This window comes from Streptomyces sp. NPDC006487 (genome assembly GCF_042870555.1).
Lineage (GTDB): Bacteria > Actinomycetota > Actinomycetes > Streptomycetales > Streptomycetaceae > Streptomyces.
This window is the reverse complement of record NZ_JBIAHN010000018.1, coordinates 143,670-164,308: the sequence shown is the minus strand read 5'-3', so window position 1 is coordinate 164,308 and position 20,639 is coordinate 143,670. Positions and strand designations below refer to the sequence as shown.

Genomic DNA, 20,639 nt, shown 5'->3' with positions numbered 1-20,639 from the left:
GATCGGTGGGACGCGGCGGGACCCGTCAGGCTCCGATGAGCTTGGCGAACTTCTCCTCGTACGCCGTCTCTTCCTCGCTGGTGAGGGAGCGGAAGGCGTGCGACTTGGCGGCCATCGCCTTGTCGGGGACGATCAGGACGTTGTCCGCGAGCTCCGGGTCGATCTTGGCCAGCTCGTCCTTGACGCCCTCGACGGGGCAGACGTAGCTGATGTACGCGGCGAGCTGGGCGGCGACCGCAGGCTCGTAGTAGTAGTCGATGAGCCGCTCGGCGTTGGCCTTGTGCCGGGCCTTCACGGGGACCAGCAGGTTGTCGCTGGAGGTGATGTAGCCGGGCGCCGGGATCGCGTACTGGATGTCCGGGTTGCCGGCCTGGAGCTGGATGACGTCGCCGGCCCAGGCCAGGCAGGCTGCGAGGTCGCCCTTGTCGAGGTCCGCCGTGTAGTCGTTGCCCGTGAAGCGGCGGATCTGCTTCTTGTCCACGCCCTTCTGGAGCCGGCCGATCGCCGCGTCGTAGTCGGCGTCGGTGAAGTTCGCCGGGTCCTTGCCCTGGTCGAGGAGGGTCATGCCGACGCTGTCGCGCATCTCGGTGAGGAAGCCGACGCGGCCCTTGAGGGAGGGGTCGTCGAGCATCTGCGTGACGGAGTCGACCTTCTTCCCGCCGGTCGCCTTGGTGTTGTAGGCGATGACGGTGTTGATGCCGGTCCAGGGGTAGCTGTACGCGCGGCCCGGGTCCCAGTCGGGGCTGCGGAACTGCGGGATCAGGTTGGCGTAGGCGTGCGGGAGGTGGGAGGGGTCCAGCTTCTGGGCCCAGCCGAGCCGGATGATCCGCGAAGCGAGCCAGTCGGTGACGACGATCAGGTCGCGGCCGGTGTCCTGGCCGGCCGCGAGCTGGGGCTTGATCTTGCCGAAGAACTCGACGTTGTCGTTGATGTCCTCGGTGTACTTGACCTTGATGCCGGTCCGCTTGGTGAACTCCTCCAGCGTGGGACGGGACTTCTCGTCCTCGCTGGTGTCCATGTACTCGGTCCAGTTGGAGAAGCTGATCTCCTTCTCCTGCGCCGAATGGTCGTCGGAGGCCGCAGCGGTGCCCTCCGCGCGCTTGGCCGGCGGGATGCCGCAGCCGGCGAGCGCGGACAGGCCGCCGAGGGTGAGCGCTCCGACTCCGGAGGCGCGCAGCACGGAGCGGCGGGTGAGGGCGCCGCGCCCGGTGGTGAGGCTGCGCCGCATAGCGGCGAGTTGCGCCGCCGAGAGGCGGTCGGGCTCGAACTGCTCCATGGGAGGTGCCCTTTCGGGATGGGTGCGGGCCGCTGGTCGGGCGGCTACTGGTTATCTGTCCCCGAAGATCGTGCGGTGCCAGTCCTTCGCCGCCACCGCGGTGTTGTCGTACATCACGTGCTTGACCTGCGTGTACTCCTCGAAGGAGTACGTGCTCATGTCCTTTCCGAAGCCACTGGCCTTGTAGCCCCCGTGCGGCATCTCGCTGATGATCGGGATGTGGTCGTTGACCCAGACGCAGCCCGCCTGGATCTCCCGGGTGGCACGGTTCGCCCGGTACACGTCCCGGCTCCAGGCGGAGGCGGCGAGACCGTACGGGGTGTCGTTGGCCAGCGCGATGCCCTCGTCGTCGGTGTCGAAGGGCAGGACCACCAGGACCGGCCCGAAGATCTCGGACTGGACCACCTCGCTGTCCTGGGCGGCGCCGGAGATCAGCGTGGGCCGGTAGTACGCGCCGTCCGCGAGCTCCCCTGCGGGGATCTCACCGCCGGTGACGACGGTGGCGTACGCGCGGGCGCGCTCGACGAACCCGGCGACCCGGTCGCGGTGGGCGTGCGAGACCAGCGGCCCGAGGTCGGTCGACGGGTCGAAGGGGTCACCGACGCGGACGGTCTCCATCAGCTCGGCGACCCGGGCGACGAAGGCGTCGTGGAGGGGGCGCTGGACGTAGGCACGGGTGGCGGCCGTGCAGTCCTGGCCGGTGTTGATCAGGGAGGCGGCGACGGCGCCGTTGGCGGCGGCCTCCAGATCGGCGTCGTCGAAGACGAGGAAGGGGGCCTTGCCGCCGAGCTCCAGGTGGAGCCGCTTGACGGTGGCGGTGGCGATCTCGGCGACCCGCTTGCCGATGGCGGTGGACCCGGTGAAGGAGGTCATGACCACGTCCGGGTGGCCGACCAGGTGCTCGCCCGCGTCCCGGCCGGCGCCGGTGACGATGTTGACCACGCCGTCGGGCAGGCCCGCCTCCTTGGCCGCCTGGGCGAACATCAGGGAGGTCAGCGGGGTGAGCTCGGCGGGCTTGAGCACGATGGTGTTGCCCGCGGCGATCGCCGGAAGGATCTTCCAGGCGGCCATCTGCAGCGGATAGTTCCACGGCGCGATGGACCCCACGACGCCGATCGCCTCGCGGCGCACGTACGAGGTGTGGTCCCCGGAGTACTCGCCGGCGGCCTGCCCCTGGAGGTGGCGCGCGGCGCCCGCGAAGAACGCGGTGTTGTCGATGGTCCCCGGGACGTCGAACTCCGTGGACAGCTTGACCGGCTTGCCGCACTGCAGGGACTCCGCGTGAGCGAACTCCTCCGCCCGCTCGGCCAGCACGCCGGCCAGCCGGTGCAGCGCGTCGGAGCGCTCCCCGGGGGTGGCTCCCGACCAGCCGGGGAAGGCCCGCTTGGCGGCGGCGACGGCGGCGTCCACGTCGGCGGTGGAGGCCAGCTCGTAGGTGAGCACCTCCTCGCCCGTGGCGGGGTCGACCACGGTGTGTGACCGACCCGAGGTGCCGGGCCGCAGCTGCCCGTCGATGTACTGCGCGCCTTCGGCGAATCGGTCCTTGACCTGGACCTTGACCTGGAAGCGGTTGCCCATCACGCTCTCACGCTCTCCGTAGCTACAGTTCGAGCTACAGCTCGAATTGAGTGCCGATCCTGGCAGAGGTACACCCCTCGGCCAAGTGATTCCGTTGTTGCCTTTTGATTACGCGACGGAATCGGTCGACCATGTGTCGAGGCGCGCCCGAAATCCCGTACGAAGTGTCCGGTGCCCCTGCGAGACTCGCATGCATGGAGAAGATCGAGGAACTGATCGGGCAGGTCAGCCGGGGTGAAAGGCTGAAGTTCCTGCCGTTCTGGGGACACCGTCCGCGGCCCGACGGAACGCTCGGACCGAGCTGCCTCAGTCAGTGGTGGCCGTCGGAGTTCACCGTGGGTGACGTGCGGTACGCCACCGCCGAGCACTGGATGATGGCCGGAAAGGCGCGCCTGTTCGAGGACGCCGAGGCGGAGCGCGCGGCCCTGGAGGCGAAGAGTCCGGCCGAGTCGAAGAAGGCCGGGCGGCTGGTGCGCGGCTTCGACGACGCGGTGTGGAAGCGGGAGCGCTTCGCGCTGGTGGTGGAGGGCAGCGTGCACAAGTTCGGCTCCGACCCGGCGCTGGCCTCGTACCTGCTGTCCACCGGGAAGCGGGTCCTGGTGGAGGCCAGCCCGATGGACCGGATCTGGGGCATCGGGCTCGCCGCCGACGACGAGCGGGCGCTGGACCCGGCGCGCTGGCGCGGCCTGAACCTGCTGGGATTCGCGCTCATGGAGGCGCGCGAGCGGCTGCGGGCGGAGCTTTAATCGCTCGCAGCCGGCAGGGGTGTGCGTCTAGCGTGATCCTTGTCCAGGTGCGCAGGTGAGACCTACTTCCACTGTTAATGGGGCGGCCGCGGGTTCGAGTCCCGTCACCGGCTTCGGGCCGGTGTAGCTCAGTTGGTAGAGCACCACGTGGTTTCGCCGATCTCGATCTCTGGACACCCACGTTCGCACCTCCCGGTGCGCCGGCCACGGCTACTTCCTCCACGAAACTACGCCGCGGCCACTTCTTCCTCGGGAGGCGCACGTGCGGAGTGCCCGGTGCGCAGGCAACGGTTACTTCCGGATCAACGGGTCGCGGGTTCGAATCCCGCCCGGCTCCGGCCGGTAGCTCAGTCGGTAGAGCAGTCGACACAGTCCGTCGCCGACTTCGATCTCGGGCATTCCGCACGTCACGCCTCCCCCGCTTTCCACTGAATTCGGGGGGATTCTCATGGCTCGTTTCAACCTGCTCCGCTCCAAGGCGGCGCCCACCGCACCCGCTGCGTCCGCCGCGCCCGCCTCTCCGGTCCGCTCGACCGGCCGCCGCGCCGCCAACGCGCACGGCAGCGCCGGCTTCGTCCGCGACGCGCGCTCCGAGCTGTTCCTGCTCGCCGTCGCCAACTTCGTGACGCAGCAGACCGCTTACGAGTCCGGCGGGGCCCGCGACGACCGGTTCGGCGCGCTCGTGCGCACCCTTGCCGTGGAGGATCCCGAGTGGACCGCGGGCCTTCTGGGCTGGCTGCGGCGCGACGGCAGCATGCGGACGGCCTCGCTCGTCGGAGCCGCCGAGTACGTCAAGGCGCGGCTCGACGCCGGAGCGGCCGGGGGGCCCTCGAACCGGCAGGTCGTGGACTCCGTACTGCTGCGCGCGGACGAGCCCGGCGAGCTGCTCGCCTACTGGACGGCCGCGTACGGGCGGAACGTGCCCAAGCCCGTCAAGCGCGGGATCGCCGACGCCGTGCGCCGCCTCTACTCCGGCGCCTCGCTGCTGAAGTACGACACCGCTTCCCGGGGATACCGCTTCGGCGACGTCCTGAACCTGGTGCACGCCTCCCCCGACCCCGCCAAGCCCTGGCAGGGCGAGCTGTTCCGGCACGCCCTCGACCGCCGGCACAACCCGGAGACCGCCCAGGTCCCGCCGGGCAACCGCACCCTGCTCGCGCACCGGGCCCTGATGGAGCTGCCCGTGGCGGAGCGCCGGGACGTGGTCACCGCGGCGGACGGAGCCGAGCGGCTCTCCGCGGCGGGCATGACCTGGGAGGCGCTGGCGGGCTGGCTGCAGGGGCCGATGGACGCGGCCGCCTGGGAGGCGGTCATCCCGTCCATGGGCGCGATGGCACTGCTGCGCAACCTGCGCAACTTCGACGGGGCCGGGGTGTCGGACGCGGTGGCCGAGCGGGTCGCGGCGAAGATCTCCGACCCGGAGACCGTCGCCCGGGCCCGGCAGTTCCCCTTCCGCTACCTGGCCGCCTACCAGCACGCGCCGTCGCTGCGCTGGGCGTACCCGCTGGAGCGGGCGCTGGGCCACTCCCTGGCCCACGTACCGGCGCTGCCCGGGCGGACGCTGGTCCTCGTGGACCGGTCGGGGTCGATGTGGTCACCGCTGTCGGACCGCTCGCAGCTCAACCGCGCCGACGCGGCGGCCGTCTTCGGTACGGCGCTGGCGCTGCGCGCCGAGGACGCGGACCTGGTGCAGTTCGGCTCCACCAGCAAGGCCGTCGACTACCGGCGGGGAGAGTCGGTGCTGAAGGTGCTGGAGCGGTTCGAGGACCTCGGCGGCACCTACACGGCCAAGGCCGTGGCGGCGCACTACGCCGGGCACGACCGGGTCCTGATCGTCACCGACGAGCAGGCCACGTACTCCTACGGCGGCGATCCGACGGTCCTGGTGCCGGACACGGTCCCGGTCTACACCTGGAACCTGGCCGGATACCGGGTCGGCCACGCGCCCTCCGGGTCCGCGAACCGGCACACCTTCGGCGGGCTCACCGACGCGGCCTTCCGCATGGTGTCCCTGATCGAGGACGGCCTGGACGCCAGGTGGCCCTGGGAGACCGGGCAGGCGGACAAGGCCGCCTGACGGCACGCTGCGGGGCAAAACAGGGCCGGGCAGGGACGGTACGCGTCCCTGCCCGGCCCTCCGTCGCACCTGCCGGGCGGGGGGATCAACCCCGGTGGAGGACCTGCGTGTTCTCGTACGGAGAGAAGTAGTCCGAGTCGGAGCCGGAGCCGTCCTCCCACAGGACGCCCAGGATGACGACCGCGATGAACAGGCAGCTGATCGCGATGCCGACCGCGCCGGTGATGATGCCGGCCAGCGCCAGGCCCCCGTTGTCGGCCTCGCCGCGCTTGGCCTTGCCGCGGCCCAGCACGCCGAAAATGACGGCCGGAACGCCGAACAGGAGGCCGAAGTAGCAGGTGACAACGGAGAGGATGCCGAGCACGAGCGCGGTGACCCCGAAGCCGTTGCTCCTGGGCGGGTACACCGGATATCCGCCGCCCGGGTATCCGGGGTAGCCCGCGTAACCGGGGTAGCCCTGGTATCCGGGCTGCTGGAACGGCTGCTGCGCGGTGGGGTATCCGTATCCCGCGGGATCCGGCTCGGCCGGGTACCCGTAGGCGGGCGTCTGCCCCGGCTGGGGCGCGGGCGCCCCGGCGGATATCGGCCCGGTCCCGGCCGGCGGCGTCTGACCCGGCAGCGGCGCGCCGGGGTATCCGCCCGGGTAACCACCGGGGTGGCCGCCCTGAGGGCCGCCCGCCCCCGGCATCCCGGTGACGGTCTGCTGGTCGTGCACCCCCGGCGCACCCGGCCCGCCGCGCTGTTTGCCCAGATCGACCGCGGGCTGCTCCGGCGGCGCCCAGGGGTCTCGCGACTCGGGGCTCTGATCGGTCATACGGCGCCCCCCTCTCGTACGGCCATGCTAAGCGCTCCCTGCGACAAGCCCCTTCGGCGGTGCGGGTCCTGCCTACGATGAAGGCCGTTCCATCCGCACCGCGTCCTTCGGAGGCACCCTCATGTCCGACCTGCACCCCTTCATCGCGGGGCTGCCCAAGGCCGAACTGCACGTCCACCACGTCGGCTCGGCCTCTCCCCGCATCGTGGCCGAACTCGCCTCCCGGCATCCCGACTCCAAGGTCCCCACGGATCCCGAGGCCATCGCCGACTACTTCACCTTCACCGACTTCGCGCACTTCATCGAGGTCTACCTCTCCGTCGTCGACCTGGTCCGCACCCCCGACGACGTGCGTACCCTCACCTTCGAGATCGCCCGCGACATGGCCCGGCAGAACATCCGGTACGCCGAGCTCACCATCACCCCGTACTCCTCCACCCGCCGCGGGATCGACGAGAAGGCCTTCATGGAGGCCATCGAGGACGCCCGCAAGGCAGCCGAGGCCGAGCTCGGCGTGATCCTGCGCTGGTGCTTCGACATCCCCGGCGAAGCCGGCGAGGAAGCCGCCGCGGAGACCGCCCGCCTCGCCCTGGACCTGCGCCCCGAGGGCCTGGTCTCCTTCGGCCTGGGCGGCCCGGAGGTCGGGGTGCCGCGCCCGCAGTTCAAGCCGTACTTCGACGCCGCCCGCGCCGCCGGACTGCACAGCGTGCCGCACGCCGGCGAGACCACCGGCCCGGAGACCATCTGGGACGCGATCCGCGAGCTGGGCGCCGAACGCATCGGCCACGGAACCAGCGCCACCCGGGACCCGGAGCTGCTCGCCTACCTCGCCGAGCACCGCATCGCGCTGGAGGTCTGCCCCACCTCCAACATCGCCACCCGCGCCGTCGCCACCCTCGACGAGCACCCCGTCAAGGAGATGGTGGCGGCCGGCGTGCTCGTCACCATCAACAGCGACGACCCGCCGATGTTCGGCTCCGACCTCAACAACGAGTACGCGGTGGCCGCGCGGCTGCTGGACCTGGACGAGCGCGGTCTGGCCCAACTCGCGAAGAACGCCGTCGAGGCCTCCTTCCTGGACCCGGCCGGCAAGGCGAAGCTCACGGCCGAGATCGACACGTACACCGCCGCCTGGCTGGCTTCCTGACGCTTGCGCAGAATGGGTGCATGCGCACCCTGACTGCCGTAGGCCACCGCGGGGATCCCTACCGCGTCCGCGAGAACACCCTGCCCTCGATCCGCTCCGCCTTCGACCGGGGGGCGGACGCGGTGGAGATCGACGTGCGGATGACCCGCGACGGGGTGCCCGTACTGCTCCACGACGAGGATCTCCGGCGGCTGTGGGGCCATGACGTACGGCTCGAAGACGTCACGGCCCCGCAGCTGCGGGAGCTGACGGACGGCGGGATCCCGACCCTGCGCGACGCCCTGATGGCCGCCGGTGCGGGCCGGGTCATGGTCGACCTGCCGGGTGCGACTCCCGAGAGCGTACGGACCGTCGTCGGCCAGGTCCGCGAGTGCGGCGCCCGTGACCGTACGTACTACTGCGCGGGTCCGGCCACCATGCTGGCGGTGCGCGCCGCCGATCCGGGCGCCGAGATCGCGCTGACGTGGACCACCCTGGCTCCCCCGCGCCGGGTGCTGATCGACGCCGTGGCGCCGACCTGGCTCAACTACCGCTTCGGGCTGGTCGGCCCGGAGCTGGTGGAGGCTCTGCACCGGGACGGCCTGCTGGTGTCGGCCTGGACCCCGGACACGAAGCGCGCGATGCGCGCGCTGGTCGGGGCCGGGGTGGACTCGATCACGACGAACCGGGTGGACGCGCTGAAAGCCGTACGGGCCGCGCTCGGCCGGTGATACGCGCCCGGGGCAAGGCGCCCTCGCCGTGGTCCCGGTCGCCTTCGCCCGGTGCGGGCATGGCCTCCAGCCGCTTGATCATGCGCCGCAGGATCAGCAGCGGGATCACTCCGAAGACGCCGAACGACATGTCGATCACCGACCACCAGATCGGAATGCCCCGGACGGGCCCGCAGATCAGGGCCGGCGGAACGATGCCGGCGCAGGCGATCATGCCCGCCTCGACGATCCAGACGTTGCGGACGGGGTCGCGGTGGACCCCGTAGAAGAACACCGCCGCCAGGCACGGATCCGCCGCTGAAGGGCGCTTCTCTCGCTCATGGAAGGAAGCCTACCCAGATTTCTGAACATGTTCAGTTCTGTGGCCGGACCGAGATCGTTCCCCCCTGCTCCCGGCTCCCGCCCCTCACAGACCGACGATGGCGTTCCACCGCTTGGCGAAGGACGAGCGCTCCACCGCGGAGATGTCACGGGCGACGACGAGCCGCTTGCGCATGTCCTCGTCCGGGAAGATCAGCGGGTTCTCGGCCAGTTCGGCGGTCTCCTGGTCGTCGGAGGCGGCCAGGACCTCGCGGGCGGCCGGGACCGGGCAGACGTAGTTGACGTAGGCGGCCAGCAGCGCGGCCACCTCCGGGTCGTAGTAGAAGTCGACCAGGGCTTCCGCATTGGCCTTGTGGCGGGCGAGGTTGGGGACGAGCAGGCTTTCCGCCCAGAGCTCTCCGCCCTCCTCGGGAACCACGAACTCGATGTCGGGGTTGTCCGCCTGGAGCTGGATCACGTCTCCGGAGTAGGCCTGGCACGCCAGTACGTCGCCCTTGCCGAGATCGGAGGTGTAGTCGTTGCCGGTGAAGCGGCGGATGTGCTTCTTCTTCACCATGCTCTCCACCTGGTCGCACACCCGGTGGAAGTCGGATTCGGTCCACTTGGTCACGTCGACGCCGTTGCCCTGCATCAGCAGGGAGAAGGATTCGTCGAGGCCCGAGAAGAGCGTGACCTTGCCGGCCAGGTCCGGGTGCCACAGGTCCTTGACGGACTTGATCTCCCGGCCGAGCGCCTTGCGGTTGTAGGCGATGCCGGTGATCCCCGACTGCCAGGGGACGGTGTGCAGCCGGCCCTCGTCGAAGGCCGGGGAGCGCAGCTGCGGGTCCAGGTGCTTGGCCACGTTGGCCTGCGCCGAGCGGTCCATCTTCTGGGCCCACCCCAGGCGGACGAAGCGGGCGGCCATCCAGTCGCTGACCACGACCAGGTCGTGTCCGGTCTGCTGGCGGTTCATCAGCGACGGGCTGATCTTGCCGAAGAACTCGTCGTTGTCGTTGATCTCCTCGGTGTACCGGACCTCGATGCCGGTCTTCTCCGTGAAGGCGTCCAGCGTCGGACGCCGGCTCTCGTCCTCTTCGTCGGTGTCGATGTAGAGCGGCCAGTTGGAGAAGGAGACGCTCCGGTCGCTCCCGGAACGGTCCTGCCCCTCCCGTCGGCCCTCGGGAACGTACGCGGCGGGGACACCACAGCCGGGAAGGGCGGCCAGCAGCCCCGCGGCACCGAGGCCGCGCAGCGCCGCGCGGCGGGAGAAGGCGAGTTCAGGCATGGGGAGAGCCTGGTGGAACGCCAAAGGGCGGGCAATAGACATGTTGTCTACTACCCGCCCCTTCAAGGCTGTGACCTGGTCGATGCGGCGGCCGACGGGCCGCCCGCCCGGCCTTCGGTCAGCCGTCGAGCGAGGTCATGACGTGCTTGATGCGCGTGTAGTCCTCGAAGCCGTAGGCGGAGAGGTCCTTGCCGTAGCCGGACTTCTTGTACCCGCCGTGGGGCATCTCGGCGACGAGCGGGATGTGGGTGTTGATCCACACGCAGCCGAAGTCGAGGTTCTTGGACATCCGCATCGCGCGGCCGTGGTCCTTGGTCCACACGGACGAGGCGAGGGCGAACTCGACGTCGTTCGCGTACGTCAGGGCCTGGTCCTCGTCCGTGAAGGACTGGACCGTGATGACGGGGCCGAAGACCTCGTTCTGGATGATCTCGTCGTCCTGCTTGAGGCCGGAGACCACGGTCGGGGCGTAGAAGTAGCCCTTCTCTCCGACCTGGTGGCCGCCCGCCTCGACCTTGGCGTGGGCGGGGAGGCGCTCGATGAAGCCCGCGACCTGCTTCAGCTGGTTCGGGTTGTTCAGCGGGCCGTAGAGCACGTCCTCGTCGTCCGGCTGTCCGGTCTTGGTGTCGGCCGCGTTCTTGGCCAGCGCCGCGACGAACTCGTCGTGGATCGACTCGTGGACCAGTACGCGGCAGGCCGCGGTGCAGTCCTGGCCGGCGTTGAAGAAGCCCGCGACGGCGATGTCCTCGGCGGCCTTGGCGATGTCGGCGTCCTCGAAGACCACCACGGGGGCCTTGCCGCCGAGCTCCAGGTGGACGCGCTTGACGTCCTTGGAGGCGCTCTCGGCGACCTGCATGCCCGCGCGCACCGAGCCGGTGATGGAGGCCATCGCCGGGGTGGAGTGCTCGACCATGGCCCGGCCGGTCTCGCGGTCGCCGCAGACGACGTTGAAGACGCCCTTGGGCAGGATCGAACCGATGATCTCGGCCATCAGGATGGTGGAGGCCGGGGTGGTGTCCGAGGGCTTGAGGACCACGGTGTTGCCCGCGGCGATGGCCGGGGCGAACTTCCAGACGGCCATCATCATCGGGTAGTTCCACGGCGCGACCTGGGCGCAGACGCCGACCGGCTCGCGGCGGACGATGGAGGTCATGCCCTCCATGTACTCGCCGGCCGAGCGGCCCTCCAGCAGGCGCGCGGCGCCCGCGAAGAAGCGGATCTGGTCCACCATCGGCGGCAGCTCCTCGCTGGCCGTGAGGCCGAGCGGCTTGCCGGTGTTCTCCGATTCGGTGGCGACCAGCTCGTCCGCGCGGGCCTCGAAGGCGTCCGCGATCTTCAGCAGGGCCTTCTGGCGCTCGGAGGGGGTCGCGTCGCGCCAGGCCGGGAAGGCGGCCGCGGCCGCGGCCATGGCGGCGTCCACGTCCGCCTGGCCGGAGAGGGGAGCGGTCGCGTACGCCTCGCCCGTGGCGGGGTTGACCACCTCGGTGGTCCGCCCGTCGGCGGCGTCCTTGAACTCCCCGCCGATGTAGTTGCGCAGACGACGCAGTTCGGTGGTCACTACAGCCACACTCCTGTGATCACATGTCCAATGGTTGAGACAGCTACCCAGCCTAGCCTCTCAGACGCCGTTTTCGACAGGCCCACACATCACGAACTACGGAATCAGTGAGATCCGACTCCCGAAACAACGAATTACATCGTTCTCGCCTTGCGGAACAGACGACTCCTCGTGCACAGTGAGGGCGTGGTCAGTCGAAGCGCAGATTCCAGGAACAGACAACCGTCCCCTTCGGTCGATGCTGTGTCCCTGGCGATCATCGAGCAACTGCAAGAGGACGGTCGCCGTCCTTACGCAGCGATCGGCAAGGCCGTCGGCCTGTCCGAAGCGGCGGTGCGCCAGCGAGTACAGAAGCTTCTCGACCAGGGCGTCATGCAGATCGTCGCCGTCACGGACCCGCTCACCGTGGGGCTGCGACGCCAGGCGATGGTCGGCATCAACGTCGAGGGAGACCTCGACCCCGTGGCCGACGCACTGACCGCCATGGCCGAGTGCGAGTACGTGGTGATGACCGCGGGCTCGTTCGACCTGATGGTCGAGATCGTCTGCGAGGACGACGACCACTTGCTCGAAACGATCAACAAGAAGATCCGCGCGCTCCCCGGCGTGCGATCAACCGAAAGCTTCGTTTACCTGAAGCTGAAGAAGCAGACCTACATGTGGGGAACGCGATAGCCGTGAGCCAGGACCTCTCCAAGACCGCCTACGACCACCTGTGGATGCACTTCACCCGCATGTCGTCGTACGAGAACTCGCCCGTACCCACCATCGTGCGCGGCGAGGGCACCTACATCTTCGACGACAAGGGCAAGCGCTACCTCGACGGCCTCGCCGGCCTGTTCGTGGTCAACGCCGGTCACGGCCGCAAGGAACTGGCCGAGGTCGCCTACAAGCAGGCGCAGGAACTCGCGTTCTTCCCCATCTGGTCGTACGCGCACCCCAAGGCCGTCGAGCTCGCCGAGCGCCTCGCGCACTACGCCCCGGGCGACCTGAACAAGGTCTTCTTCACCACCGGTGGCGGCGAGGCCGTCGAGACCGCCTGGAAGCTCGCCAAGCAGTACTTCAAGCTTCAGGGCAAGCACACCAAGTACAAGGTCATCTCGCGTGCGGTCGCCTACCACGGCACCCCGCAGGGCGCCCTGTCCATCACCGGTCTGCCGGCCCTCAAGGCCCCCTTCGAGCCGCTGGTCCCCGGCGCGCACAAGGTGGTCAACACCAACATCTACCGCGCCCCGATCTACGGCGACGACCCCGAGGCCTACGGCCGCTGGTGCGCCGACCAGATCGAGCAGGAGATCCTGTTCGAGGGCGCCGACACCGTCGCCGCCGTCTTCCTGGAGCCGGTGCAGAACGCCGGTGGCTGCTTCCCGCCGCCGCCCGGCTACTTCCAGCGCGTCCGCGAGATCTGCGACGAGTACGACGTCCTGCTCGTCTCCGACGAGACGATCTGCGCGTTCGGCCGTCTGGGCACGATGTTCGCCTGTGACAAGTTCGACTACATCCCGGACATGATCACCTGTGCGAAGGGCATGACCTCGGGCTACTCCCCGATCGGTGCCTGCATCATCTCGGACCGCCTCGCCGAGCCGTTCTACAAGGGTGACAACACCTTCCTGCACGGCTACACCTTCGGCGGACACCCCGTGTCCTCCGCGGTGGCGCTCGCCAACCTCGACATCTTCGACAAGGAAGGCCTCAACCAGCACGTGCTGGACAACGAGGACGCCTTCCGGTCGACGCTGGAGAAGCTGCACGACCTGCCGATCGTCGGCGACGTCCGCGGCAACGGCTACTTCTACGGCATCGAGCTCGTCAAGGACAAGGTCACCAAGGAGTCCTTCACGGACGAGGAGACGGAGCGCGTGCTCTACGGCTTCCTCTCCAAGGCGCTCTTCGAGAACGGCCTGTACTGCCGCGCCGACGACCGTGGCGACCCGGTCATCCAGCTGGCCCCGCCGCTGACCGCCGACCAGGGCACCTTCGACGAGATCGAGGGCATCCTGCGCCGCGTGCTCACCGAGGCCTGGACCAAGCTCTAACCAGCCCGCGTCCTCCGACCGTCCCGCAGGCGGCAAACTGCCGGACCACACGGCCCGGATCCCCCGTTCGAGTGAGAACGAGGGGGTCCGGGCCGTGTGCTGTCACCATCCAAGACGTTCATCTCTTTACATCTCATTGCGGCGCCAGTGACCAAGCGGGCTCCGCTTCGTTCCCCCGGACGGAGGTGTACGCCATGGTGGCTCCACGGGACAACGCTCCGCCGGACAACGCTCCGCCGGACAAAGCCCCGCCCCAGGACGATCTGCTCTGGGCACGGTCCCTTCACTACTCGCACAGCGGCTCGCCGGGACTCATCGGGGTCTCGATCGGTGTCCGCGCGGGAGAGATCCTCGCCGTCACCGGCCCCCGGGGCAGTGGCAAGACCACGCTGCTGCACTGCCTGTCCGGCCTGCTGCGGCCCGAGCAGGGCGAGGTCTGGTTCAACAGCGTCCCGGTGCACACCATGGGCGCCCTGGCCCGCGAGCGGCTGCGCCGCGACCGCTTCGGCTGGATCGGCCCCGAGCCGCGGCTGCTGCCCGAGCTCCGGGTCTGGGAGAACGCCGCCCTGCCGCTGCTGATCGCGGGCGTTCCCCACCGCACGGCCAAGCGGACCGCCTGCGAATGGCTCGACCGCCTCGACATCGGCGCCTTCGCCCGCAAGCACCCCGGTGCCCTCACCCGGGCCGAGTCCCAGCGCGTCGCCCTCGCCCGCGCCCTCGCGAACCTGCCCGCCGTGATCTTCGCCGACGAGCCCACGGCCCCGCTGCACCGCGCCGAGCGCTCCCTGCTGCTGCGCACCCTCACCACGGCCGCCCGCTCCCACGGCATCACCGTGCTGCTGGCCACCCACGAGGAGGAGACCGCGGCCGTCGCCGACCGGCACTTCTCCCTGCTCGACGGCCGCCCCGCCGCCGCGGCGGCCGCCGCCGGGCTCTCCCCCACCTCCTTCCCCCAGCCCCCGGAGGACCAGGCCGCGTGCTCGCTCTCCGCCTAGCCCGCGGCTCCCGGCCGCTGGTCCAGTTGCGCCGACTGCTCGTCGCCGCCGCCTCGGCCGGCAGCGGCTTCCTGCTGCTGTACGTGCTGGCACAGGCGACGGCCCGGCCCGCCGGATCGTTCCCTCAGCTGCTGTGGGCCCTGGTCCCCCTCGCCGTCACCGTCCAGTTCGCCGTCGCGGTGGCCCGTACCGACCCAGCGACCCGCCCCCTGGAAGGGCTGGACGCCGCCGGGCTGGGACCCGTACGGCTCACCCTGGTCGCGACCATCTCCACCGCCGTGGCCTGCGCCCTCGGCAGCGCCGTGGCCCTCGCCGTCTTCCTCCATCTGCGCGGGGACGTGACCGGACTGCCCTTCGACGGCGCCGGGGCGCGGCTGCTCCACGGCGACCAGCCCCTGCCCGTGGCGGCCGCCCTCACCCTGCTGGCCCTGCTCCCGCTGGCCGCCTCGATCGCCACCGCCCACGCCCTGCGCCCGCACCCCCGGCCCGCGCCGCAGACCGCACTGCCCTGGGGCATCGCCCTCACCGCCTGCGGACTCGCCGCGCTGGCCTACTCCCGCCCGGGCGGAGCCGGTCTGCCGACGGGCTGGGCACTGACCGCGCTCGGACTCGCCCTCGCCGGTCCGGGACTGGCCTACGCCTGCGGAGCGCTCGTCCAGGCCGTCCGCCCGGGCGCGCTCCGGCTGCTGGCCGGGCGGGCCCTCCAGGAGGAGGCCCCCCGTCTGGGCGCACCCCTCGGCGTCCTGTGCGCCGTCGGGGCGGGCGCCCTCAGCGCCGTGGCCCTGCGCGATCACGGCGGGCTCCAGGTCCCGCTCGGCCCGCTGACCGCGCCCGCCGCCGCCCTGGTGGCGCTGTGCGCGGCCGCCACCCTGCTCACCTCCGCGGTCGAGGTCCGCCAGGCCCGTGCCGCCACCCGCGAGACCCTGACCGGGCTCGGCGCCCCGGGCAAGGTCCTGCGTACGGCCGCGACCGTACGGGTCACCGCGCTGGCGGCGGTGTGCCTGCCGCTCAGCTGGGGTGTGTCACAGCTGACGTCGCTGGCATTGACCCGCTGAGGCGGGCAGCCCTTAGGGTGGGCCGAATGGTCAACCCACACACCGAGACCGAAACCGCGACCGAAATCGAGATCGAGACCCTCGCCGAATTCGACCGGGTCGTGGCACGCGGCTCGCTCAGCGGGTACCGGATCCAGTCGGTCAACCTGCTGGAGCGGACCTTCGCCCTGCTGTCCGCCGACACCTCGGCCGCCGTGTTCCTGGGCTGCGCGATGGAACCGGACGCCTCGGTCAAGGTGCGCGCGGACGGCGCCCTGGTCTTCCCGCCCATCCCCGACCTCCCGTTCAACCCCTACCGGGGCCTGCTCTACACGGCCGAGGAGCTCTTCACCGGGCTGTCCGCGGGCTACGAGGCCACCCCGGACGCCGAGGCCTACGCCTGGTTCCAGGAGACCAAGGCGGACGGCGACGTCTACTCCTCGATGCTGCGCTCCATCCACGACGACGCCATCTCCGACGCCCTCGACGAACACCTCGAAGGCGCCCGCGTGGTCGGGGTGATGGGCGGCCACGCCATGGCCCGCGGCAGCGACGCGTACCGCGGCGCGGCCGAACTCGGCCGGACCCTGACCCGCTCCGGGCTGACCGTGGCCACCGGTGGAGGCCCGGGCGCGATGGAGGCGGCCAACCTCGGCGCGTACCTCGCTCCGGCCCCCGACGAGGCCCTGCCCGAAGCCCTGCGGATGCTGGCCAAGGCCCCCTCCTTCACCCCGTCCGTCTCCGACTGGGCGCGCGCGGCCTTCGCCGTGCGGGAACGCTGGCCGGCGGTCACGGGAGGCGACTCGGTGGGCATCCCGACCTGGTTCTACGGACACGAGCCGCCGAACCCCTTCGCCGGGCACATCGCGAAGTACTTCGCCAACGCCACCCGGGAGGACGGGCTGCTCGCCCGCGCCAACGCAGGTGTGGTGTTCCTTCCGGGCGCGGCGGGGACGGTCCAGGAGATATTCGACAACGCGACGCCCAACCACTACGAGTCCCGGGGCGAACCGACCCCCATGATCCTCGTCGACCGCGCCCACTGGACCGAACGGCTGCCTGCCTGGCCGCTGCTCCAGGCGCTGGCCCGCGGCCGCGCCATGGAGTCCCGGATCGCGCTGGTCGACTCGGTGACCGAGGTCCCGGCGGCCCTCGCCGCCATGGGCTGACCCGGACGACCTGACCCGGGCAGGCAACTTCTCTCCCCTTTTCCACGTCTGGAAGAGGTACGCACTACGTAAAACCTGCCAGACGTGAACGGAGCCCTCGGGTGCTCATAGGCTTGCTGACCGCTATCGCGGCGTCCATCTGCTACGGCACGGGATCCGTCCTGCAAGCCGTGGGCTCACGGCGGGCGGCCCGGATGTCGCCCGCCGCCGCCGGGGTCACCCAGCACGGCGGCCCGAACCTCACCTCCACGGCGAAGGCCGCGATGACCTGGGAGTTCATCGTCGGCACGATCCTGGACTTCGTGGGGTTCGGCCTGGGCGCCCTGGCCGCCCGCCTCCTGCCGCTCTTCCTCTCTCAAACGGTCATCAGCGCCAACCTGGTGATCACGGCCGTGCTGAGCGTGAAGATGCTCGGCATCCGGCTGACCCGCAAGGAATGGACCTCCATCGGGGTCGTCTGCGCGGCGCTGGTCCTGCTGGCGACGGCCGCGGGCCACGAGGGCGGCCACTACGCGCCGGCCGCCACGCACTGGTGGCTGCTGGCGGTGACCGTGCTGATCATCGTGGGCGGCACGGTGGCGGTACGTTTCCTCGGCGCCCGTGCCGCGATCCTGGCGGGCCTGCTGTCGGGTCTGGCGTTCGGCGCGCTGGGCGTCGGGGTCCGCATCCTGAACGGCGTGGAGCCGTTCTCGTTCCCCTCCCTCCTCTCCGACCCGGCCCTGTACGCCATCGTCCTGGCGGGGGTCGGCGGCATGTACCTGCACACCGTGGCGCTCCAGATCGGCTCGGTGAACGGCGCCACCGCCGCCCTGGTGGTCGGTGAAACCGTGCTCCCCGGTGCGATCGGCGTCCTCTGGCTCGGCGACGCCTCCCGCCCCGGCATGGCCTGGCTGGCGGTCCTCGGCTTCGTCCTCGCGGTAACCGGCGCGGTGGCAGTCGCCTGGTACGGCAACCACGAGGGCGCGGACGGCGACGTCCCCACCCCGGAACCGGCCCCGGTCGGCTGATGCCTCTTCAGCCGACCGACTCTCGGTGACCGGGGCCCGGGGCGGAGCCCCAGCCGGTCCGGCGACAGCCCGGCACCCCCTCCAGCCCGTCCGGCGCTTGAGGACCGGGTCCGTGCAGGGCCCGGGGAACGGTGGAAGGGCGGGTAGGGGACTTCGCCCCGCGCAGCGGCTAAGGCCGCAGCGGGGACTCCCCCGCGCAGCGGCCCTACTCCCCCGGTAGCACGACCACTTCGGCCGGGGCGAAGCCCACCTCGACCCGGTCCCCGACCGCCGGCGCCCCCGCAAGATCGCACTCCGCCTCGAGCACCGGCCCCACCTCGGGCCGGAGCAACAGCGCGACATGCGTCCCCCGGAAGGTCCGCGACACCACCTCGCAGCCCAGCCCGCCCGCCTCGGGCACAAGCACAACCCCCGCCGGCCGGATCAGCACCCGGCAGTCCCCCTCCACGGCCCCCGCCGGAGCGGCGACCTTCCCCCACGGAGTGGAGACGACCCCACCCGACACCACCGCCGGCACCACGTTCTCGAACCCCAGGAACCGCGCCACGAACTCCGACGCCGGCCGCTGCCACACCTCCAGCGGGGTCCCCGCCTGCGCGATCCGCCCGTCCCGCATGACGACCACCCGGTCGGCCAGCGCGAACGCCTCGCCCTGGTCGTGCGTGACGGCCAGCACGGTCGTGCCCAGCCGTGAGAACAGCCCCTGCAGCTCCACCACGAGCCGCTCCCGCAGCCCGCGGTCCAGCTGCCCGAGCGGCTCGTCCAGCATCAGCAGCCGCGGCGAAGGCGCCAGCGCCCGCGCCAGCGCGACCCGCTGCTGCTCCCCGCCGGACAGCGAGGCCACCGCCCGGCCCTGCGCCCCGGGGAGCCCGACCAGTTCCAGGAGCTCGGCGACGCGGGCCTCGGAGGACTCCTTCGAAGCACCCCGCATCCGCAGCCCGAAGGCGACGTTCCCGCCCACGTCCCGGTGCGGGAACAGCTGGTGGTCCTGGAACATCAGGCCCACCCCGCGCCGGTGTACGGGCACTGCGGCCTGGTCGGCGCCGCCCAGGAGCACCCTCCCGCCGGCGACGGGCTGGAGCCCGGCCACCACCCGGAGCAGGGTGGACTTGCCGCTCCCGCTCGGCCCCAGCACGCACACGATCTCGTGCTCGGCCACCGCCAGGTCCACGGCGTCCACGACCGCGCGCTCACCGAAGCGGACCGACACCCCTTCCAGTTGAAGCAGGGTCATCAGAACTCTCCGGAGGTCTTGTCGGGTCGCAGCCGCTCCAGCAGGAGCAGGGACACCGCGCACGTCAGCATCAGGATCGTGCTCAGGGCCATGGCCTGCCCGTAGTTCATCTCCCCGGCCCGCCCCAGCAGCCGCGCCACGGCGACCGGCAGCGTCGGATGGTCGGGCCGCGCGATGAAGACGGTCGCCCCGAACTCCCCGAGGGACACGGCGAAGGCGAAGCCCGCCGCGATCAGCAGGGCCCGCCGCACCATCGGCAGGTCCACCTCCCGCCAGGCCCGCAGCGGCGAGGCGCCCAGCACGGCGGCGGCCTCCCGCAGCCGTCCGTCCACCGCGCGCAGCACCGGCAGCATGGTCCGTACGACGAAGGGAACGCCCACCAGTGCCTGCGCCAGCGGCACCAGGATCCACGAGGTCCGCAGGTCCAGCGGCGGCTCGTCGAGGGTGATGAGGAAGCCGAAGCCGACGGTCACGGCGGACACCCCCAGCGGGAGCATCAGCAGCGCGTCGAAGCCCCGTACGAAACGGCCCGCGCGCCGGGTCAGCGCCGCGGCCGCGAGCCCGCCGACGACGAGCGCGATGGCGGTGGCGGCGAGCGCGTACTGCAGGGAGTTCCAGATGGCCTCGAGCGGCGGCACCAGAAACGTTCCGCCGCCGGCGCCCACTTCCTGAAGGGCCCGGTAGAAGCCGAAGCCGTAGCCGCCGGGCGCGTCCAGCGAGCGCTCGACCAGCACGGCCAGCGGAGCCACGATCAGCAGCGCCACCGTCAGCAGCACCCCGCCGAGCAGGGTGCGCTGGGCCCAGCCGCGCGGCCGGTGCGTGGTCCGCCCCGGGTCGACGAGCCGCAGCGCGGTCTCCCGCTTGCGCACGGTCCAGGCGTGCACGCCGAGGATCGCCCCGATGGCCGCGAACTGCACCATCGTCAGTACGGCGGCCGTCGGCAGGTCCAGGAGCTGCGCGGTCTGCCGGTAGACCTCCACCTCCAGGGTGGAGTAAGCAGGCCCGCCCAGGATCTGCACGACGCCGAAGGAGGAGAAGGTGAACAGGAACACCATCAGCGAGGCGGCGGCCACCGCCGGCACCAGCGCGGGCAGCGTCACGCGCCGCCAGGCCGCGAACCGCCCGGCGCCCAGCACCCGGGCGGCCTCCTCCTGACGCGGATCGAGCTGCGCCCACAGTCCGCCGACGGTGCGGATGACGACGGCGTAGTTGAAGAAGACGTGCGCGAGCAGGATCGCCCATACGGTCGTGTCGAGGCGGATCCCCCACACCTCGTCCAGCAGGCCGTTCCGCCCGACGAGCGCCAGGAACGCGGTGCCGACCACGACGGTCGGCAGCACGAACGGCACCGTCACGAGCGCCCGCAGCAGTTGCTTGCCGGGGAACTCGAAGCGCGCGAAGACGTACGCGCCGGGGAGTGCGATCAGGAGCGTGAGCGCGGTGGACGCGAGCGCCTGCCAGGTGGTGAACCAGAGCACGTCGCCGATGTCGGGCCGGGCCAGGACCTCGCCGATCCGGCCGAACTGCCAGCCGGCGTCGGTCTTGAGCCCGCGCCCGACGATCGCGGCGACGGGGTAGGCGAAGAACAGACCGAAGAAGACGAGCGGCACGGCCATCAGACCGAGCCTGACGGCCGTGGCCCGCCCGCTCTCCTTCGGAACCTTGCTCAC

General features: G+C 71.1%; 17 protein-coding genes and 1 pseudogene. 10 read left to right on the top strand and 8 right to left on the bottom strand.

The annotated features are described in order from the left end of the window. Nucleotides 1–25 precede the first annotated feature (25 nt). Together ACFYM0_RS30000 and ACFYM0_RS29995 are read right to left on the bottom strand one after the other, a co-directional pair. On the bottom strand, nucleotides 26–1,276 hold the full coding sequence (locus tag ACFYM0_RS30000; RefSeq protein WP_388506742.1) for a spermidine/putrescine ABC transporter substrate-binding protein: 1,251 nt from the start codon (nucleotides 1,274–1,276) through the stop codon (nucleotides 26–28). Nucleotides 1,277–1,327: 51 nt separating this feature from the next. Further along, nucleotides 1,328–2,854 (bottom strand): gamma-aminobutyraldehyde dehydrogenase, encoded by a 1,527-nt coding sequence (locus tag ACFYM0_RS29995; RefSeq protein WP_388506834.1) that lies wholly within the window; start codon nucleotides 2,852–2,854, stop codon nucleotides 1,328–1,330. A gap of 194 nt (nucleotides 2,855–3,048) precedes the next feature. Here ACFYM0_RS29995 and ACFYM0_RS29990 point away from each other — a divergent pair, with 194 nt between their 5' ends. Together ACFYM0_RS29990 and ACFYM0_RS29985 are read left to right on the top strand one after the other, a co-directional pair. After that, nucleotides 3,049–3,600 (top strand): NADAR family protein, encoded by a 552-nt coding sequence (locus tag ACFYM0_RS29990; protein WP_388506740.1) that lies wholly within the window; start codon nucleotides 3,049–3,051, stop codon nucleotides 3,598–3,600. Between the two features lie 448 nt (nucleotides 3,601–4,048). After that, the gene (locus tag ACFYM0_RS29985) at nucleotides 4,049–5,677 is read left to right on the top strand and encodes a TROVE domain-containing protein (RefSeq protein WP_388506738.1); all 1,629 of its coding nucleotides are present in this window, start codon (nucleotides 4,049–4,051) and stop codon (nucleotides 5,675–5,677) included. A gap of 85 nt (nucleotides 5,678–5,762) precedes the next feature. Here ACFYM0_RS29985 and ACFYM0_RS29980 read toward each other — a convergent pair whose 3' ends face one another. Next, entirely contained in the window at nucleotides 5,763–6,491 is a 729-nt protein-coding gene (locus ACFYM0_RS29980) for a DUF4190 domain-containing protein (RefSeq protein ID WP_388506736.1), read from the bottom strand. 121 nt (nucleotides 6,492–6,612) lie between these two features. Between ACFYM0_RS29980 and ACFYM0_RS29975 the strand changes: the two genes are divergently transcribed. Together ACFYM0_RS29975 and ACFYM0_RS29970 are read left to right on the top strand one after the other, a co-directional pair. Continuing rightward, nucleotides 6,613–7,638 carry an adenosine deaminase gene (locus tag ACFYM0_RS29975; RefSeq protein ID WP_388506734.1) on the top strand — a complete coding sequence of 342 codons (1,026 nt, stop codon included), beginning with the start codon at nucleotides 6,613–6,615 and terminating at the stop codon, nucleotides 7,636–7,638. Between the two features lie 20 nt (nucleotides 7,639–7,658). Further along, a complete protein-coding gene (locus tag ACFYM0_RS29970; RefSeq protein WP_388506732.1) occupies nucleotides 7,659–8,348 on the top strand; it encodes a glycerophosphodiester phosphodiesterase in 690 nt (229 codons plus the stop codon). 49 nt (nucleotides 8,349–8,397) lie between these two features. Here ACFYM0_RS29970 and ACFYM0_RS29965 read toward each other — a convergent pair. The 3 genes and pseudogenes from ACFYM0_RS29965 to ACFYM0_RS29955 form a co-directional block, all read right to left on the bottom strand. After that, nucleotides 8,398–8,625, bottom strand: a pseudogene (locus tag ACFYM0_RS29965) (hypothetical protein); the annotation flags it as partial. 129 nt (nucleotides 8,626–8,754) lie between these two features. Further along, nucleotides 8,755–9,933: a spermidine/putrescine ABC transporter substrate-binding protein gene (locus ACFYM0_RS29960; RefSeq protein ID WP_388506730.1), complete on the bottom strand. Its 1,179-nt coding sequence runs from the start codon at nucleotides 9,931–9,933 to the stop codon at nucleotides 8,755–8,757. Nucleotides 9,934–10,051: 118 nt separating this feature from the next. Continuing rightward, complete coding sequence (locus ACFYM0_RS29955; protein ID WP_327255172.1) at nucleotides 10,052–11,491, bottom strand: gamma-aminobutyraldehyde dehydrogenase; 1,440 nt, start codon at nucleotides 11,489–11,491, stop codon at nucleotides 10,052–10,054. A 171-nt stretch (nucleotides 11,492–11,662) separates the two neighbouring features. Between ACFYM0_RS29955 and ACFYM0_RS29950 the strand changes: the two genes are divergently transcribed. The 6 genes from ACFYM0_RS29950 to ACFYM0_RS29925 all read left to right on the top strand — a co-directional run bounded on the left by ACFYM0_RS29950 (nucleotide 11,663) and on the right by ACFYM0_RS29925 (nucleotide 17,735). Continuing rightward, nucleotides 11,663–12,166, top strand: coding sequence for an Lrp/AsnC family transcriptional regulator (locus tag ACFYM0_RS29950; RefSeq protein ID WP_214937061.1), 504 nt, complete (start codon nucleotides 11,663–11,665; stop codon nucleotides 12,164–12,166). Next, nucleotides 12,151–13,530 carry an aspartate aminotransferase family protein gene (locus ACFYM0_RS29945; RefSeq protein WP_250743863.1) on the top strand — a complete coding sequence of 460 codons (1,380 nt, stop codon included), beginning with the start codon at nucleotides 12,151–12,153 and terminating at the stop codon, nucleotides 13,528–13,530. The genes ACFYM0_RS29950 and ACFYM0_RS29945 overlap by 16 nt, the downstream gene beginning before the upstream one ends. 194 nt (nucleotides 13,531–13,724) lie before the next feature. Then, nucleotides 13,725–14,525, top strand: coding sequence for an ABC transporter ATP-binding protein (locus ACFYM0_RS29940; protein ID WP_388506727.1), 801 nt, complete (start codon nucleotides 13,725–13,727; stop codon nucleotides 14,523–14,525). Next, nucleotides 14,507–15,580 (top strand): hypothetical protein, encoded by a 1,074-nt coding sequence (locus tag ACFYM0_RS29935; protein WP_388506725.1) that lies wholly within the window; start codon nucleotides 14,507–14,509, stop codon nucleotides 15,578–15,580. Before ACFYM0_RS29940 ends, ACFYM0_RS29935 begins: the two co-directional genes overlap by 19 nt. A gap of 26 nt (nucleotides 15,581–15,606) precedes the next feature. Continuing rightward, nucleotides 15,607–16,728, top strand: coding sequence for an LOG family protein (locus tag ACFYM0_RS29930; protein WP_388506723.1), 1,122 nt, complete (start codon nucleotides 15,607–15,609; stop codon nucleotides 16,726–16,728). A 101-nt stretch (nucleotides 16,729–16,829) separates the two neighbouring features. Further along, complete coding sequence (locus tag ACFYM0_RS29925) at nucleotides 16,830–17,735, top strand: hypothetical protein (RefSeq protein ID WP_388506721.1); 906 nt, start codon at nucleotides 16,830–16,832, stop codon at nucleotides 17,733–17,735. Nucleotides 17,736–17,940: 205 nt separating this feature from the next. Here ACFYM0_RS29925 and ACFYM0_RS29920 read toward each other — a convergent pair whose 3' ends face one another. Continuing rightward, complete coding sequence (locus ACFYM0_RS29920) at nucleotides 17,941–18,969, bottom strand: ABC transporter ATP-binding protein (protein ID WP_388506719.1); 1,029 nt, start codon at nucleotides 18,967–18,969, stop codon at nucleotides 17,941–17,943. Next, complete coding sequence (locus tag ACFYM0_RS29915) at nucleotides 18,969–20,585, bottom strand: ABC transporter permease (protein ID WP_388506832.1); 1,617 nt, start codon at nucleotides 20,583–20,585, stop codon at nucleotides 18,969–18,971. The genes ACFYM0_RS29920 and ACFYM0_RS29915 overlap by 1 nt, the downstream gene beginning before the upstream one ends. Nucleotides 20,586–20,639: the final 54 nt, after the last annotated feature.

What these genes read in the sequence shown, in the direction of transcription:
- ACFYM0_RS30000 (WP_388506742.1), bottom strand. Translation starts at nt 1,276, where the DNA reads ATGGAGCAGTTCGAGCCCGACCGCCTCTCGGCGGCGCAACTCGCCGCT.
- ACFYM0_RS29920 (WP_388506719.1), bottom strand. Translation starts at nt 18,969, where the DNA reads ATGACCCTGCTTCAACTGGAAGGGGTGTCGGTCCGCTTCGGTGAGCGC.
- ACFYM0_RS29960 (WP_388506730.1), bottom strand. Translation starts at nt 9,933, where the DNA reads ATGCCTGAACTCGCCTTCTCCCGCCGCGCGGCGCTGCGCGGCCTCGGT.
- ACFYM0_RS29940 (WP_388506727.1), top strand. Translation starts at nt 13,725, where the DNA reads ATGGTGGCTCCACGGGACAACGCTCCGCCGGACAACGCTCCGCCGGAC.
- ACFYM0_RS29970 (WP_388506732.1), top strand. Translation starts at nt 7,659, where the DNA reads ATGCGCACCCTGACTGCCGTAGGCCACCGCGGGGATCCCTACCGCGTC.
- ACFYM0_RS29985 (WP_388506738.1), top strand. Translation starts at nt 4,049, where the DNA reads ATGGCTCGTTTCAACCTGCTCCGCTCCAAGGCGGCGCCCACCGCACCC.
- ACFYM0_RS29990 (WP_388506740.1), top strand. Translation starts at nt 3,049, where the DNA reads ATGGAGAAGATCGAGGAACTGATCGGGCAGGTCAGCCGGGGTGAAAGG.
- ACFYM0_RS29915 (WP_388506832.1), bottom strand. Translation starts at nt 20,585, where the DNA reads ATGGCCGTGCCGCTCGTCTTCTTCGGTCTGTTCTTCGCCTACCCCGTC.
- ACFYM0_RS29980 (WP_388506736.1), bottom strand. Translation starts at nt 6,491, where the DNA reads ATGACCGATCAGAGCCCCGAGTCGCGAGACCCCTGGGCGCCGCCGGAG.
- ACFYM0_RS29975 (WP_388506734.1), top strand. Translation starts at nt 6,613, where the DNA reads ATGTCCGACCTGCACCCCTTCATCGCGGGGCTGCCCAAGGCCGAACTG.
- ACFYM0_RS29930 (WP_388506723.1), top strand. Translation starts at nt 15,607, where the DNA reads ATGGTCAACCCACACACCGAGACCGAAACCGCGACCGAAATCGAGATC.
- ACFYM0_RS29995 (WP_388506834.1), bottom strand. Translation starts at nt 2,854, where the DNA reads ATGGGCAACCGCTTCCAGGTCAAGGTCCAGGTCAAGGACCGATTCGCC.